General features: G+C 60.3%; 14 protein-coding genes. All 14 read left to right on the forward strand.

Translation table 11 applies throughout. The features are described 5' to 3' along the window. Nucleotides 1–65: 65 nt before the first annotated feature. The 14 genes from ACM530_RS09250 to ACM530_RS09315 all read left to right on the forward strand — a co-directional run bounded on the left by ACM530_RS09250 (nt 66) and on the right by ACM530_RS09315 (nt 14,561). Nucleotides 66–1,559, forward strand: a complete 1,494-nt coding sequence (locus ACM530_RS09250) for an acetyl-CoA hydrolase/transferase family protein (RefSeq protein ID WP_145158558.1) — start codon at nt 66–68, stop codon at nt 1,557–1,559. Between the two features lie 318 nt (nt 1,560–1,877). Continuing rightward, nucleotides 1,878–2,093: a DUF1127 domain-containing protein gene (locus tag ACM530_RS09255; protein WP_003214752.1), complete on the forward strand. Its 216-nt coding sequence runs from the start codon at nt 1,878–1,880 to the stop codon at nt 2,091–2,093. A 261-nt stretch (nt 2,094–2,354) separates the two neighbouring features. Then, nucleotides 2,355–2,534: a DUF1127 domain-containing protein gene (locus ACM530_RS09260; RefSeq protein WP_416364645.1), complete on the forward strand. Its 180-nt coding sequence runs from the start codon at nt 2,355–2,357 to the stop codon at nt 2,532–2,534. Between the two features lie 157 nt (nt 2,535–2,691). Further along, the gene (locus tag ACM530_RS09265) at nt 2,692–3,012 is read left to right on the forward strand and encodes a DUF2388 domain-containing protein (protein WP_106576061.1); all 321 of its coding nucleotides are present in this window, start codon (nt 2,692–2,694) and stop codon (nt 3,010–3,012) included. A 105-nt stretch (nt 3,013–3,117) separates the two neighbouring features. Next, a complete protein-coding gene (locus ACM530_RS09270; protein WP_416364646.1) occupies nt 3,118–3,426 on the forward strand; it encodes a DUF2388 domain-containing protein in 309 nt (102 codons plus the stop codon). 26 nt (nt 3,427–3,452) lie between these two features. Continuing rightward, nucleotides 3,453–3,773: a DUF2388 domain-containing protein gene (locus ACM530_RS09275; protein WP_145158555.1), complete on the forward strand. Its 321-nt coding sequence runs from the start codon at nt 3,453–3,455 to the stop codon at nt 3,771–3,773. Next, complete coding sequence (locus ACM530_RS09280; protein ID WP_416364647.1) at nt 3,770–5,731, forward strand: DUF4105 domain-containing protein; 1,962 nt, start codon at nt 3,770–3,772, stop codon at nt 5,729–5,731. The genes ACM530_RS09275 and ACM530_RS09280 overlap by 4 nt, the downstream gene beginning before the upstream one ends. A 274-nt stretch (nt 5,732–6,005) precedes the next feature. Next, complete coding sequence (locus ACM530_RS09285) at nt 6,006–7,313, forward strand: CitMHS family transporter (protein ID WP_242200462.1); 1,308 nt, start codon at nt 6,006–6,008, stop codon at nt 7,311–7,313. A 65-nt stretch (nt 7,314–7,378) separates the two neighbouring features. Next, nucleotides 7,379–8,146, forward strand: a complete 768-nt coding sequence (locus ACM530_RS09290) for a TerC family protein (RefSeq protein ID WP_106576056.1) — start codon at nt 7,379–7,381, stop codon at nt 8,144–8,146. A gap of 211 nt (nt 8,147–8,357) precedes the next feature. Beyond that, entirely contained in the window at nt 8,358–10,016 is a 1,659-nt protein-coding gene (locus tag ACM530_RS09295) for a Na/Pi cotransporter family protein (protein ID WP_416364648.1), read from the forward strand. Between the two features lie 57 nt (nt 10,017–10,073). Beyond that, nucleotides 10,074–11,456 (forward strand): M16 family metallopeptidase, encoded by a 1,383-nt coding sequence (locus ACM530_RS09300; protein ID WP_369302739.1) that lies wholly within the window; start codon nt 10,074–10,076, stop codon nt 11,454–11,456. 70 nt (nt 11,457–11,526) lie between these two features. Next, nucleotides 11,527–12,558, forward strand: a complete 1,032-nt coding sequence (locus tag ACM530_RS09305; protein ID WP_106576053.1) for a DUF5924 family protein — start codon at nt 11,527–11,529, stop codon at nt 12,556–12,558. 54 nt (nt 12,559–12,612) lie between these two features. After that, nucleotides 12,613–13,761 carry an ABC transporter permease gene (locus tag ACM530_RS09310; RefSeq protein ID WP_145158549.1) on the forward strand — a complete coding sequence of 383 codons (1,149 nt, stop codon included), beginning with the start codon at nt 12,613–12,615 and terminating at the stop codon, nt 13,759–13,761. Beyond that, nucleotides 13,758–14,561, forward strand: a complete 804-nt coding sequence (locus tag ACM530_RS09315) for an ABC transporter ATP-binding protein (RefSeq protein ID WP_242200467.1) — start codon at nt 13,758–13,760, stop codon at nt 14,559–14,561. Before ACM530_RS09310 ends, ACM530_RS09315 begins: the two co-directional genes overlap by 4 nt. Nucleotide 14,562: the final 1 nt, after the last annotated feature.

The raw sequence follows: 14,562 nt of genomic DNA on the forward strand, positions 1-14,562 counted from the left end.
CGGGCCGAAATTTTTTGAAATCACTACACTGCCCACCTTGCTTCCGTAGCCTGAGATAACAATTCATGTACCGTGATCGTATCCGCTTGCCTTCGTTGTTGAACAAGGTCATGAGCGCGGCAGACGCCGCCGCACTGATCGAGGACGGCATGACCGTCGGCATGAGCGGCTTCACCCGCGCCGGTGAAGCCAAGGCCGTCCCTCACGCCCTGGCCGAACGCGCCAAGACTTCGCCGCTGAAAATCACCCTGATGACCGGCGCCAGCCTGGGCAATGACCTGGACAAGCAACTGACAGAAGCCGGTGTGCTGTCCCGACGCATGCCATTTCAGGTCGACAGCACCCTGCGCAAGGCGATCAATGCCGGCGAGGTGATGTTCATCGACCAGCATTTGTCCGAAACCGTCGAACAACTGCGCAACAACCAGCTCAAGCTGCCGGATATTGCCGTGATCGAAGCCGTCGCGATCACCGAGCAAGGCCATATTGTGCCGACCACCTCTGTGGGTAACTCGGCCAGCTTTGCGATTTTCGCCAAGCACGTGATCGTTGAGATCAACCTGGCGCACAACCCGAACCTGGAAGGGTTGCACGACATCTATATTCCCACCTACCGGCCGACGCGCACGCCGATCCCGCTGGTCAAGGTCGACGACCGCATCGGTAGCACCGCAATTCCGATCCCGCCGGAAAAGATTGTCGCCATCGTAATCACCAACCAGTCTGATTCCGCATCCACTGTGACGCCGCCGGACGCCGATACCCAAGGCATCGCCAATCACCTGATCAATTTCCTCAAGCAGGAAGTGGACGCCGGTCGCATGACCAACAAGCTCGGCCCGTTGCAGGCCGGGATTGGCAACATTGCCAACGCCGTGATGTGCGGTTTGATCGAATCGCCGTTCGAAGACCTGACGATGTATTCGGAAGTCCTGCAGGATTCGACCTTCGACCTGATCGATGCGGGCAAGCTGAGCTTTGCCTCCGGCAGCTCGATTACCTTGTCGGAACGGCGCAACGCCGACGTGTTCGGCAACCTGGAGCACTACAAGGACAAGCTGGTGCTGCGCCCACAGGAAATCTCCAACCACCCTGAGGTGGTGCGTCGCCTGGGCATTATCGGCATCAATACCGCGCTGGAATTCGACATCTACGGCAACGTCAATTCCACCCATGTGTGTGGCACGCGGATGATGAACGGTATTGGCGGCTCCGGGGACTTCGCGCGCAATGCGCACCTGGCCATCTTCGTGACCAAGTCGATCGCCAAGGGCGGCGCCATTTCCAGCGTGGTGCCGATGGTCAGCCATGTGGACCACACTGAGCATGATGTCGACATTCTGGTCACCGAAGTGGGCCTTGCCGACTTGCGCGGTCTGGCGCCACGGGAACGGGCTCGGGTGATCATCGACAACTGTGTGCATCCGGCCTACCGCGATGCGCTGAACAGCTACTTCAATGCTGCCTGTGCTATCGGCGGGCATACCCCGCATATCCTGCGCGAGGCACTGAGTTGGCACATTAACCTGGAAGAAACCGGGCACATGCTCAAGGCGTGATTGATACAGATTCGAGCTGATGCTCATACAGTTGCATCAGCTCGAATGCATCAGAATCAGATCTGCAAAAAACTGTACTGCTGTACCGGTCATTTCCCGCCGTATATTCCTACATACATCATCGAAATTGCCAATTTCGCACTGTTTAAGTGCGGACAGGTACAGTTGCCCCATTTCCGTACAGTACAGCGGGTATAAACAGTTAACTGGCCCTTCACAATACAGGTGAACTGTATCTACAGAGTCTTGCGTCGGAAGAGGATCATTGGCATCAGTTAAACCACTACCTAATCCCGCCACAAGCGGAAGGATGTCATCATGGAACGTACACTCAGTTCCGATCTGTTCTTCGAAGAAAAAGCTGTAAACACCCAGGCTTCCCTGCCTTTGCGCGTTCTCGCCAACCTGATGTTGTGGCAGCGCCGCATCTCCAGCCGCCATCAACTGGCTCGTCTGGATTCGCGTCTGCTGGCTGACGCCGGTATCAGCGAAGCTCAACGCTACGAAGAGCTGAGCAAGCCGTTCTGGCGCTAATTGGCGCCCGCTGGCCCTGACCCGCCGGGTCCACCGCCAGCATCCAGATTTGTCAAAGCAAAGCCCGCCCCGGGTAACCGGAGGCGGGCTTTGCTGTTTCTGGGATTCAGCTTTTAGATCGCAAACAGATGAGCTGCTTCGTAACCAGTACAGTTTAAAAAACACTACAGTCAAGCAGTACAATTTAGAGTTGGTGTATCTGTATTGGTGTCAGAGACACGCCCAACATGGAGTTCCACTACCTCATGAAAGGCCATCCCCATGCGAGCCTCGTCCAGTAAACGACTGATTATTCGTACCGCCAGTGCCCTGGCTCGATGGGCGAAACAGGCCCATGAGCGCCAACAACTGGCACAACTCGACGCTCGCGAGCTGTCCGACGCTGGCATCAGCCAGGGCGACCGAATCGCCGAGCTGTCCAAACCGTTCTGGCGCGACTAAAACGGTGGGGCTTTCCGAATAGATAAACGGCAGCTTAAGATCGCGTCATCACGTGGCGAACCTTGTAGAACCGACGTCTGATGCTCAATTGCAACAACGTCGGTTTCACAGTGGCCGCTTTGCGCCGCTTTATTTGTTCATCTACAGGAGTCATTCCATGTCCCGTCTTCGCCTGCTGAGTGCTGCAGCCCTGTTGGCCGTGGCTGCCAATGCCAACGCAAGCAGCCTTATCGTGACCACCGATTCGATCGTCGGCGCGCTGAAAGCCACCTCCGATGCCAGCTCGGATGCCACGTCCTCCCTGCGTGACAACAAGGTCGTCCAGGCCGCTCGCGATGACGCGGCCAGCTTTGTGGCCAGCGAAGGCGCCATCCGTGGCGTGAAGCTGGAAAGCGCCTTGGCCCAGATCCGCCAACAAGCCCCCCAACTGAATGCGGCGAGTGACACGCAGCTCGCTCAAGCGATCCTGGCTATCTGACGCAGATCGACAGAGAAGGGCGCCAGCTGCTACCTCATGTGTCAGCGCTCGCTCTCGCCCGGGCGTTGCGCTAGCCTTGGCGCTCGCTTTCAGTTGTCGAGTCTTATGGTTTTTTCATACCGCCTGTTGATCGTTCCCGTATTATTTTCCGTCTGCTGGTCACCCTTGGCTTCGGCCTTTGATGTGTCCACCCAGAGCACCGTCATCAGTGCGTACGCCACCAGCACGGTGACGTCAGCGCCCTTTGACAGAAAGTTGGTAATGGCCGCCCAGGATGACGCTGCCGCTTTTATCGCCACTGATGGCCAATGGCGGGGCGCTCGTCTGGAATCCGCGCTGGATTATCTGCGCCGCACCCAGCCAAAACTTCATGCAAGCGACCTTGAACTGGCGCAAGCAATTCTCGTCCAATAATCATCTTTGTATTTTGGAGTTATTTCATGCGTAGCCCGCTGATCGCCGCCGCTCTCGGCCTGCTGTTGTTGGCCGATGTTGCCCACGCGCAAACCTTGAAGGCCACCAGTAACATCGTCGTGCGTGCCTCGGCCCGCACCATCGACTTCACCTCGGACACCACCACCTCCATACGCGACTCCAAAGTCGTGCGCGAAGCCCACGACGATGCCGCCAGTTTCGTCGCCACCAATGGCGAGATCCGTGGCGCCCAATTGGAAGCCGCCTTCGACACCCTGCGAACCCGCGTGCCGGAAGCTCGCGATGCCAGTGACCAGACGCTCGCCGAAGCCATCCTCGCTCTGTGAGGCGCCTGGTCGCCTGGCTATTGGCCGGGACTGTACTGCTCTGTGCAGGCGCAGCCCAGGCCAGCCTGCAACTGCGGCTCAAGACCGATGGCTTGAGCCCGGCCGAACAGCAGGCCAGCCAGGCATTGCTTGATGAAGCGATGCGCGCTTTGCCGCCGCGCTTTGTCGAGCAACTGGACCGACGTATCGATGTCGGCTGGACCGACAAAATGCCTGAAAACGCCTATGGTCAGGCCTCACTGGTGTCTGAGCTTGATCTGAATCAGAACCTGCTCGCCAGCCTGACCAACGGCAGCGCCGCCACCCAAAAAACCAATCGCCCACACGGCACTGTGCGCCGCGAAATGCTCGCCACCGTGCTGCATGAGCTGACCCACATCTATGACCGTGCGCGCCTGTGGTCCAAAGACGACCGCACGCTCATCCAGCGCTGCAGCCGCCAAAACAACATCACCGGCCTGATCGGCCTGCCCGATCAATGCCGTGGCCAGACTGATCGCCGCTTTACCTTGAGTGACGACCCGCGCCTGCTGGACCTCGCCGGCTGGCCGCAATACGTGGGCCGTCGCGGCGAACGTGAACAACATAACCACCAGGTTGCCCGTAGCCCGGACATCTACGAAACCACCAGTCCGCTGGAGTTTGTGGCAGTCAACATGGAGTACTTCCTCCTCGACCCGAGCTACGCCTGCCGTCGCCCCGCGCTGTTTCGCTACTACAAGGAACACTTCGGCTGGGCGCCGCCTGCGCAAGACACCTGCGCCAAAACCTACGCATTCCTGAACGCAGGCAACGATTTCGCCAAGACGCCACTGGGTCAGATCGATCCGGAGCGCGTGTACGAAATCGACTACCTGCTGGCCGAAGCCAACCAGAACCTGGTCAGCCGCTGGGGCCATAGCATGTTGCGCCTGGTGATCTGCGCGCCCGGTCGCCCGCGCGGCCCGGATTGCCGCCTGGATCTGGACCAACACCTGGTCCTGTCCTACCGCGCCTTTGTCGGTGACGTACAGCTGTCGAGCTGGGATGGCCTGGTGGGCAAATACCCGTCACGCCTGTTCGTGCTGCCACTGGCCCAAGTCATCGACGAATACACCAAGACCGAGCTGCGCGGGCTGGCATCCGTACCGCTGAAACTCACCCGCCAAGAGATCAACGACACCGTCGAGCATGCCGCCGAAATGCATTGGAGCTACGACGGCAACTACTTCTTCATCTCCAACAACTGCGCGGTCGAAAGCCTGAAACTCCTGCGCAGTGGCAGCGCCAATCCACAGCTGACCGGGCTGGACAACATTACCCCCAACGGTCTGCTGGAAGTGCTCAGTGCACGCGGCCTGGCCGACACCAGCGTCCTCGAGGATAAACGCGAGGCATTGCGCCGGGGTTATCACTTCGACTCGTTCCGCGAGCGTTACCAGGCGATGTTCGATGTCCTGCGCAAACACTTGCCGATCAAGCAGACCGAGGTCGAAGACTGGCTGTCGCTCAGCGCAAAAGAACGCCGCCAATGGTTCAGCCAGGCCGACCTGCGCACCAGCGCCGCGCTGTTGCTGCTGGAACAGGCCAGCTATCGCAAACAGCTGATGCTGGCCCAGGATGAAGTCAAACAACGCTACCTCGGTGCCCGCGAGCTGAAAAACGGCGGCATGGAAAAAGCCAACAACACACTGCAACAGATCCTCGCCAACAGCGGCTTCCTCAGCCGCCCGGCGGAACTACTGGGCAGTAGTGGCTACGGCCTGCCACAACCTTCGGAATCCAAACGCCTGGAATCGGAAAGCGCCGAGCGCCAGAAGCAGCTGCAATCTTTGACCGGCGATCTGGATAAAGAGGTGAGGGTGCTGCTCGAGCCTTCCCGCGCCGCCGAAATTGCCGCGTGTGAAGCCAATCTCAAACAGGTGGGCGAGCACCTGCGCGCGCTGCACAAAGCGGCGGGCGGCCTGGAGCTTCCATAATTCGCCCCACACAAGCTGACTCGCCCTACAGAAGAAACAGAAAAACCTCTCATCACCTGATTACACAGCGAAAGCTGGCTGAAAGCTTCCACGTCTAGGATCGCCCCCACTGTCGGCAACAGACCGGCTGTTAACAACAACAATGGTGATTCCCGATGTCCGCTCGTCCTTGCCCTTTCGCTCCAACTCCACCCGTACGCCACGTGCCTTTCGTACTGCGCTGACCCCAAACCGGTTCGCCATTCCCTAGCCGCGCTACGCCTGGAGTATTTCTATGCTGACTTTCCTTGGCTTTGCCATGGTCATCACGTTCATGTTCCTGATCATGACCAAGCGCCTTTCCGCGCTGATTGCCTTGATCATCGTGCCCATCCTGTTCGCCCTGTTTGGTGGCTTTGCACCCGAGATCGGGCCGATGATGCTTGCGGGCATCACCAAGCTTGCGCCGACCGGCGTGATGCTGATGTTCGCCATTCTCTACTTTGCCCTGATGATCGACTCCGGCCTGTTCGACCCGGCCGTGCGCAAGATCCTCAAGATGGTCAAGGGCGACCCGCTGAAAGTGTCGGTCGGTACCGCCGTGCTGGCGCTGGTGGTGTCCCTCGACGGTGACGGCGCGACTACCTACATGATCTGCGTCGCCGCCATGCTGCCGCTGTACCAGCGCATCGGCATGAGCCCACGGATCATGGCCGGCCTGATCATCCTCGCCGGTGGCGTAATGAACATGACGCCATGGGGCGGCCCAACCGCCCGCGCCGCCAGTGCGCTGCACGTAGACCCCTCGGATATTTTTGTACCGATGATCCCGGCCATGGCCGCCGGCGTAATAGCAATCCTGGCGATTGCTTATATGTACGGCAAACGCGAACGAGCGCGCCTGGGCGAACTGCACCTGCAGGGTGACGAGATCGACCACAGCGAGATCAGCGTGTCGCAGTTCCCGGATGCTCGCCGTCCGAAGCTGATCTGGTTCAACGGCGCCCTGACCTTTGCCCTGATGTGCACCCTGATCGCCGGCTTGTTGCCGCTGCCAGTGCTGTTCATGGTGGCGTTCAGCATCGCGATGATCGTCAACTACCCGTGTCTGCAACAGCAGAAGGACCGCGTCGCTGCCCACGCAGGCAGCGTACTGGCGGTGGTGGGGCTGATCTTCGCCGCCGGTATTTTCACCGGCATCCTGTCGGGCACCGGCATGGTCGACGCCATGTCCAAAAGCCTGCTGGCAGTCATCCCTGAAGCCATGGGCCCTTACCTGGCGGTGATCACCGCGCTGGTGAGCATGCCGTTTACTTTCTTCATGTCCAACGATGCGTTTTACTACGGCGTACTGCCGGTACTCGCCGAAGCCGCCAGCCACTATGGCATCACCGCCGTGGAGATGGCCCGCGCGTCTATCGTCGGCCAACCCGTGCATTTGCTCAGCCCACTGGTCCCTTCGACCTACCTGCTGGTGGCCCTGGCCGGTATCGAATTTGGCGATCACCAACGCTTTACCCTCAAGTGGGCAGTGCTGGTGTGCCTGTGCATAATGTTCGCCGCTTTGCTGATGGGGATTTTTCCGCTGTTCAGCACTCTATAATCGTACCCACTCACCCGCGCGGCGCTGCAGCTTGCGCGGTTTAACATTTGCTCAAAGGAATACACATGGAATGGCTGACCAATCCGGAAATCTGGATTGCCTTCTTCACCCTGACGGCCCTCGAGATCGTCCTGGGCATCGATAACATCATCATGATTTCGATCCTGGTCAGCCGCATGCCCAAGCATATGCAGGCGCGCACCCGGATCTTCGGCCTGGCCCTGGCCATGGTCACGCGAATCCTGTTGCTGCTGTCGATCACCTGGGTCATGCAACTGACCGCCGACCTGTTCGTGGTCTTCGGCCAAGGCATTTCCGGCCGCGACCTGATCCTGTTCTTCGGTGGCCTGTTCCTGCTGTGGAAAAGCTCCCAGGAGATGTACCACGCGCTGGAAGGCGAAGACGAAACCCACGATGAGCCGAAAGGCGCCGGCGGCAAGTTCATCTACACCATCATTCAGATCGCCATCATCGACATCGTGTTCTCGCTGGACTCGGTGATCACTGCGGTCGGCATGGTTTCTCACGTGCCGGTGATGGTGGCGGCGATCGTGGTGGCCGTTCTGGTGATGATGCTGGCTGCCGGCACCATCAGCGAGTTCATCGACAAGCACCCGTCGCTGAAGATGCTCGCGCTGTCGTTTCTGCTGGTGGTGGGTACGGTGCTGATTGCCGAATCCTTCGACGTGCATGTGCCAAAAGGCTACGTCTACTTCGCCATGGCGTTCTCGCTGGCGGTGGAGGCGATCAATATCAAGATGCGCACCGCCATCGCGAAAAAGAAGAAACAGCAGGATCCAGTGAAACTGCGCAAGGACATTCCGGGTCAATAACACTGACCCGCTGCTGAAAAAGGGGCTTTCGAGCCCCTTTTTTTCATCTGCAAAAAACTGATTTCATGACAGTTTTATTTCAAACACGACTTTAGCTATGCGATGCTGGCGCGCAGCCCATTCGCCAACTACAGCTTAAGTACAAGACGTAGAGCGGCACGCGGCAATTCTTATTTGCTCTTTTTGAGCTAACCCACACGGGGGGCCGAGCATGCTGACCTTGCTCAATCTGCTTTCCGCCGTGACCCTGCTTATCTGGGGCACGCATATCGTCCGTACCGGCATCTTGCGGGTTTACGGCTCTAACTTGCGCCAAGTCATCGGGCAGAACATGTCCAAGCGCTGGCTGGCGTTTGTCGCCGGTATCCTGGTGACGGCCATGGTGCAAAGCAGTAACGCCACGGCAATGCTGGTGACATCCTTTGTCGGCCAGGGCCTGATGGGGCTCACGCCTGCCTTGGCGACCATGCTCGGTGCCGACGTCGGTACAGCGTTGATGGCGCGCGTGCTGACCTTTGACTTGTCCTGGCTGTCGCCGCTGCTGATTTTTCTCGGGGTGATTTTCTTCCTGTCGCGCAAACAGACGCGAGCAGGGCAGATGGGCCGCGTCGGCATCGGCCTGGGCCTGATCATTCTGGCACTGCAACTGATTGTCGAAGCCGCCGGGCCCATTACCCACGCCCAAGGCGTCAAAGTGCTGTTCGCCTCGCTGACCGGCGATATCCTGCTGGATGCCTTGGTCGGTGCATTGTTCGCGATGATTTCCTACTCCAGCCTGGCTGCCGTACTGCTCACGGCAACCCTGGCCGGGGCGGGCGTGATCGGCCTGCACGTGGCCATCGGCCTGGTGATCGGCGCCAACATCGGCAGCGGCGTGCTGGCGTTTCTGAGTACCAGCATGCAGAACGCGGCCGGTCGACAAGTGGCACTGGGCAGCCTGCTGTACAAACTGATCGGCTTGCTGCTGATCATCCCGGTGCTCGACCCGCTCGTAGGCTGGATGGACGGCCTGGACTACAGCGCCCAAGGCATGGTCATTACCTTCCACCTGCTCTACAACGTCAGCCGCTGCCTCATCCTGCTGCCGACGATCGGCCCAATGGCGCGCCTGTGCGCCTGGTTGCTGCCGGAACAAGCCGAGACCAACGGCAAAGCCAAACCGCGCCACCTCGACCTTGCCGCGCTCGACACCCCAAGCCTGGCATTGGCCAACGCCGCGCGCGAAACCCTGCGCCTAGGCGACCTGATCGACAACATGCTCACCGCAATGCTCGAAGTGTTGCGCGGCAAGCAAACCGCCATCACTCAGGAAATGCGCAGCCTCAGTGACGACGTTGAAGCCCTGTACAGCGCGATCAAGCTTTACCTGGCGCAAATGCCGCGTGAAGACCTCAGCGAACAGGACAGCCGTCGTTGGGCCGAGATCATCGAGCTGTCGATCAACCTGAAACTGGCTGGCGACCTGATCGAGCGCATGCTGCGCAAAGTCCAGCAGCAGAAAACCTCGCAACGCCGGCAGTTCTCCGAAGTAGGCCTGGAGGAGTTGGCCGGCCTGCACACCCAGCTGATTGCCAACCTGCGTCTGGGCCTGTCGGTGTTCCTCAGTGCCGACTCGGAAAGCGCCCGCCAACTGCTGCGCGAGAAGCGTCGCTTCCGCGCTCAGGAACGCCGCCTGGCCCACGCCCACGTCAGCCGTCTGCAACGCAAGATCGTACAGAGCCTGGAAACCAGTTCCCTGCACCTGGAGCTGATTGCCGACATGAAACGCCTCAACTCGCTGTTCTGCAGCAGCGCCTACGTCGTGCTCGAAACGTCCGACACCGGCGCACTCTCGGCCGAAGATATCGCCGACATCACCCATTCACCCTGAACGTACGACGGTGAGTGAAGTCAGTTAACAGTGGACCTCACTCGCCAGGAAGCTGTTATGCGTCGCCTGCTATTCGCCTGCCTGCTCATGGGCTCGGCACATACCTTTGCCTTTGACCGCCTGCAAGTCGAGGGCTACACCTTGCCCAACGGCCTGCAGCTGCTGCTCAAACCGGGCACCGAGCGCGGGCACGTGGCTATCCGCCTGGTGGTAGGCGTAGGCCTGGATGACTTCCCTTGTGAAGAAAAAGAGCTGCCGCACCTGCTCGAACACTTGTTGTTCAGTGGCATCGACGGCGGCGGCGAAGGCGACCTCGAAGAACGCATGCAGGCCTTGGGCGGCGACTGGAACGCCTACACCAGTAACGCCGACACCACTTTCGTGATTGAAGCGCCCGCGCAAAACCAGCGCAAAGTGCTGGATTTGCTGTTGGCCATCATCACTCGCACAGAACTGACCGACGCCAACATCTCTGCGGCCAAGCGCGTGGTCGAACGCGAAGACGGCGGGCATTACTCGCACCTGCAACGCCTGCTCGACCGCCAGGACCTTGGCCACACCGCCAGCAACCAATTGGCCGTTGAGCTGGGGCTCAAGTGCGCTGAGCGCGCCGAGGTCGACCACTTGACCCGCGATCAATTGCAAGCGCTGCGCAAAAACTGGTATGCGCCCAACAACATGACCCTGATCATCGTCGGCGACCTCGACAAGCTGCTGCCGGCCTACCTGGAACGCACCTACGGCCAACTTGATCCCATCGAGCCGAGCGAGCATTTGCCGCTTCCGGAAATCCAGCACGCCGCCGCCAGCCATCGCGACCTGATCCACGGCTGGATCGGTGACAGCGCCAAACTGCACTGGCTGTTCCCGGAACCGGTACTGGACGACCAGCATGATGAAACCTACGACCTGCTCAAGGACTACCTCGACTGGGCGCTGTACCGCCAACTGCGCCTCAAGCACGGTTTGTCCTACGGCCCGTGGAGCGAGCGTGAAGTGCTCGGCGGTGTCGGTTTCCTGAGCCTGAATGCCGACCTTGAGCGCGAAAACCTGCCGCAAGCCGAACAGGTGCTGCAAGCGCTCAAGGCGCAACTGCTCAAGGACGGCCTCGACGCAGCCACCTTCGCCCGCCTGCAGCAAGCTGCCATCGCGCGCCAGGCGTGGGCCGTGCAGGGCAACAGTGCGCTGGCCGATTACTACTGGAGTGCATCCGGCGACTACGCCGACGGCCACTTCAGCGACCCGGTCAAACGCATCAAGGCCGTCAACCTGAAACAGGCCAACCAGGCCATGCGCCAAGTGTTTGACCAGGCGGGCTATTGGCGTATCGAAAAACCGCTGTTGAGCTACGACAGCCTGACCTGGATCGGCGCGGGCGTGCTCGGGCTGATCGCCATTGTGTTGGGCGGCCTGCGGCTTTATCGCAAACGGATCGCGTAATGAGGCACCGAACACAGGACTAAGACGTTATTCTGTCCGGGTTTTTTCCTACACACATTGTGGATCGCTCATGCCAAAGCTGCCGCCCCTTATCCAGCGCATTCTCGTCCTGATCAAGCGCTACCCTGGGGTCATCGCACTCGGCGGCTTTATCTCGGGTGTGTGCAGCTTCATGCTGGTGGATCGCCAGCAGGGCATGGCCAGCTGGATCGCCGTGATCATGCTGGTGAGCTGGCTGTGGCTGATGCTGGAAAACAGCTTCACCCAGCTGTTCGCCAAGGTCTTCAAACGCGAAATCCCCGAACCCCTGCTGCGCTACGCCACCCAGATGATCCACCAGGAAAGTCTGTTTTTTGTGTTGCCCTTCTTTTTCGTCACCACCACCTGGAACAGCGGCCAGTCGGTTTTTACCGGCCTGCTCGGCGCGGCGGCACTGGTGTCGATCACCGACCCGCTGTACTACAAATGGCTGGCGCCGAAACGCTCGCTGTTCCTGGCGCTGCACACACTGACCTTGTTCGCTGCGCTGCTCACCGCGCTGCCGATCATCCTGCACCTGACCACCGCCGAAAGTTACAAATTGGCGCTGGGTGTGGCCATGGCGCTGTCGATCCCGAGCCTGGCGGTCAGCTTGCCGCTGCGCAGCTTCAAAGGTTGGGCGATGCTGCTGGGGGTGACGGCCGCCATTGGCTGCGCTGGCTGGTTCCTGCGCACGTGGGTGCCGCCGGCCACGCTGTGGATGACCGAAGTGGCGATCAGCACCCAACTGCAGGACCGTACGCCCGGAGATGACCTCAAGGAAGTCACCGCCGCCCAACTGCGCAGTGGCGGGCTGTACGCCTACACCGCGATCAACGCGCCGCGCGGGCTGGATGAGCGGATTTACCATGTGTGGAAATTCAACGGCAAAGAGGTCGACCGCATTGCCCTGGATATCCACGGCGGGCGCGACGAAGGCTACCGCGCCTGGACGCACAAGCAGAACTTCCCCGCCGACGCGGTAGGCCGCTGGCAAGTGCGGGTGCTGACGGAGGACGGCCAGGTCATTGGCGTGCTGCGATTCAAAGTCACTGACACAGCACAAACGGACACGCCAAAGTAGGCCGTATCGTGCTATTACGTAGGAATTCTGGATAGCCAAACAAGCTCGGAGCTTATGACCACCAGTACCACGGCGGGCGCCGCCCATCTCGACACGACTACCGCTCCTCCGTTACTCAGGATTACGGGGGACTGGACGCTTGCCCACTACGCAAACCTGAAGAAGCTGTCGGACACACTCGACGGCCAATACGACGCCGGCGCACGCATCGACCTCAATGGCTTGGGCGCCCTGGATACCGCGGGCGCGTCGCTGCTGGTAGAGCTGCTGGGGCCGCACCGTATCGAGCAATCGGCCGAACAGACCGATTGCAGCCTGTCCGCCGCCGACCGCGCGCTGCTGAAAACCGTCTACCGCTCGCTGAATGATTTTTGTGTGCCGGACAAAGCCCCGGAAGAGGCCGCCGGCATCCAGGTGCTGGCGCGCATCGGCCGCGCGGTAGACACCGTGTGGCAAGACAGCAAGAAGCTGCTCGGCTTTATCGGCCTGATCCTGGAAACCTTTGCCCGCGGCATCTTGCGCCCCAAGCGCTGGCGCATTACGCCCATGGTTGCGCATATCGAACAGACCGGCCTCGACGCCGCCCCCATCGTGGCCTTGCTGACCTTCTTGGTCGGCGCAGTGGTGGCATTTCTCGGCGCTACGGTGCTCAAGAGTTTCGGCGCGACCATTTTTACCGTGGACTTGGTGGCGTTCTCTTTCCTGCGTGAATTTGGCGTGCTGCTCACTGCAATCCTGATCGCCGGCCGCACCGCCAGCGCCTTCACCGCGCAAATCGGCTCGATGAAGGCCAACGAAGAAATCGACGCCATCCGCACCCTGGGCCTGGACCCGATGGAGCTGCTGGTGCTGCCGCGCGTGATGGCGCTGTTGGTGTCGCTGCCGATGCTGACCTTTCTGGCGATGCTCTCGGGGATTGTCGGCGGCGGCGTGGTGTGTGCGGTGGCACTGGATATTTCACCGGCGATGTTTCTCTCGCTGCTGCAATCGGACATCGGTGTACAACATTTTCTGGTGGGCATGGTGAAAGCGCCGATCTTTGCCTTCCTGATCGCCGCCATTGGCTGCCTCGAAGGCTTCAAGGTCAGCGGCAGCGCCGAATCGGTCGGTGCCCACACCACCTCCAGCGTGGTGCAATCGATTTTTGTGGTGATCGTGCTGGACGCAGTTGCCGCGCTGTTCTTTATGGAGATGGGCTGGTGAGTCGTCTACACCGTGCGCCCACTGAGGCGGTGATCGAAGTGCGCGGCCTGTGCAACCGCTTTGGCAGCCAGAGCGTGCACGAGAACCTCAATCTGGATTTGTACAAGGGCGAGATCCTCGCGGTGGTGGGCGGTTCCGGCAGCGGCAAGTCGGTGTTGCTGCGCAGCATCGTCGGCCTGCGCCGCCCCAGCGAAGGCGAGGTGCGGGTGTTCGGCAAGAACCTGCCGAGCCTGCCGGAACAGCAACGCTCACTGGTGGAGCGACGCTTTGGCGTGCTGTTTCAGAAGGGCGCGCTGTTTTCCTCGCTGACCGTCACCGAAAACGTCGCCCTGCCGCTGATCGAGCACGCGGGCCTCAGCCGCGCCGACGCCGAGCACCTGGCCGCGGTCAAGCTTGCCCTGGCGGGGTTGCCGCTGTCGGCGGCCGACAAGTACCCGGCGTCACTCTCCGGCGGCATGATCAAGCGTGCGGCTCTGGCCCGAGCCTTGGCGCTGGACCCGGACATCCTGTTTCTCGACGAACCCACCGCCGGCCTCGACCCGATTGGCGCGGCGCAATTCGACCAACTGATCCTGACCTTGCGCGATGCGCTGGGGCTGAGCGTGTTCCTGGTCACCCACGACCTCGACACGCTGTACACCATCACCGACCGTGTGGCGGTGCTGGCGCAGAAGAAAGTGCTGGTGGCCGATGCCATTGATGTCGTCTCGGAAACGAACGACCCCTGGATTCACGAATATTTCCACGGCCCCCGCGGCCGCGCGGCATTGGATGCCGCTCAATCGCTCAACGAGGTATGAC

It is taken from the genome of Pseudomonas sp. NFX183 (assembly GCF_047943075.1).
Classification (GTDB): domain Bacteria; phylum Pseudomonadota; class Gammaproteobacteria; order Pseudomonadales; family Pseudomonadaceae; genus Aquipseudomonas.

Coding starts and splice junctions, on each gene's coding strand:
- ACM530_RS09250 (WP_145158558.1), top strand. CDS start 66: ATGTACCGTGATCGTATCCGCTTGCCTTCGTTGTTGAACAAGGTCATG.
- ACM530_RS09255 (WP_003214752.1), top strand. CDS start 1,878: ATGGAACGTACACTCAGTTCCGATCTGTTCTTCGAAGAAAAAGCTGTA.
- ACM530_RS09260 (WP_416364645.1), top strand. CDS start 2,355: ATGCGAGCCTCGTCCAGTAAACGACTGATTATTCGTACCGCCAGTGCC.
- ACM530_RS09265 (WP_106576061.1), top strand. CDS start 2,692: ATGTCCCGTCTTCGCCTGCTGAGTGCTGCAGCCCTGTTGGCCGTGGCT.
- ACM530_RS09270 (WP_416364646.1), top strand. CDS start 3,118: ATGGTTTTTTCATACCGCCTGTTGATCGTTCCCGTATTATTTTCCGTC.
- ACM530_RS09275 (WP_145158555.1), top strand. CDS start 3,453: ATGCGTAGCCCGCTGATCGCCGCCGCTCTCGGCCTGCTGTTGTTGGCC.
- ACM530_RS09285 (WP_242200462.1), top strand. CDS start 6,006: ATGCTGACTTTCCTTGGCTTTGCCATGGTCATCACGTTCATGTTCCTG.
- ACM530_RS09290 (WP_106576056.1), top strand. CDS start 7,379: ATGGAATGGCTGACCAATCCGGAAATCTGGATTGCCTTCTTCACCCTG.
- ACM530_RS09295 (WP_416364648.1), top strand. CDS start 8,358: ATGCTGACCTTGCTCAATCTGCTTTCCGCCGTGACCCTGCTTATCTGG.
- ACM530_RS09300 (WP_369302739.1), top strand. CDS start 10,074: ATGCGTCGCCTGCTATTCGCCTGCCTGCTCATGGGCTCGGCACATACC.
- ACM530_RS09305 (WP_106576053.1), top strand. CDS start 11,527: ATGCCAAAGCTGCCGCCCCTTATCCAGCGCATTCTCGTCCTGATCAAG.
- ACM530_RS09310 (WP_145158549.1), top strand. CDS start 12,613: ATGACCACCAGTACCACGGCGGGCGCCGCCCATCTCGACACGACTACC.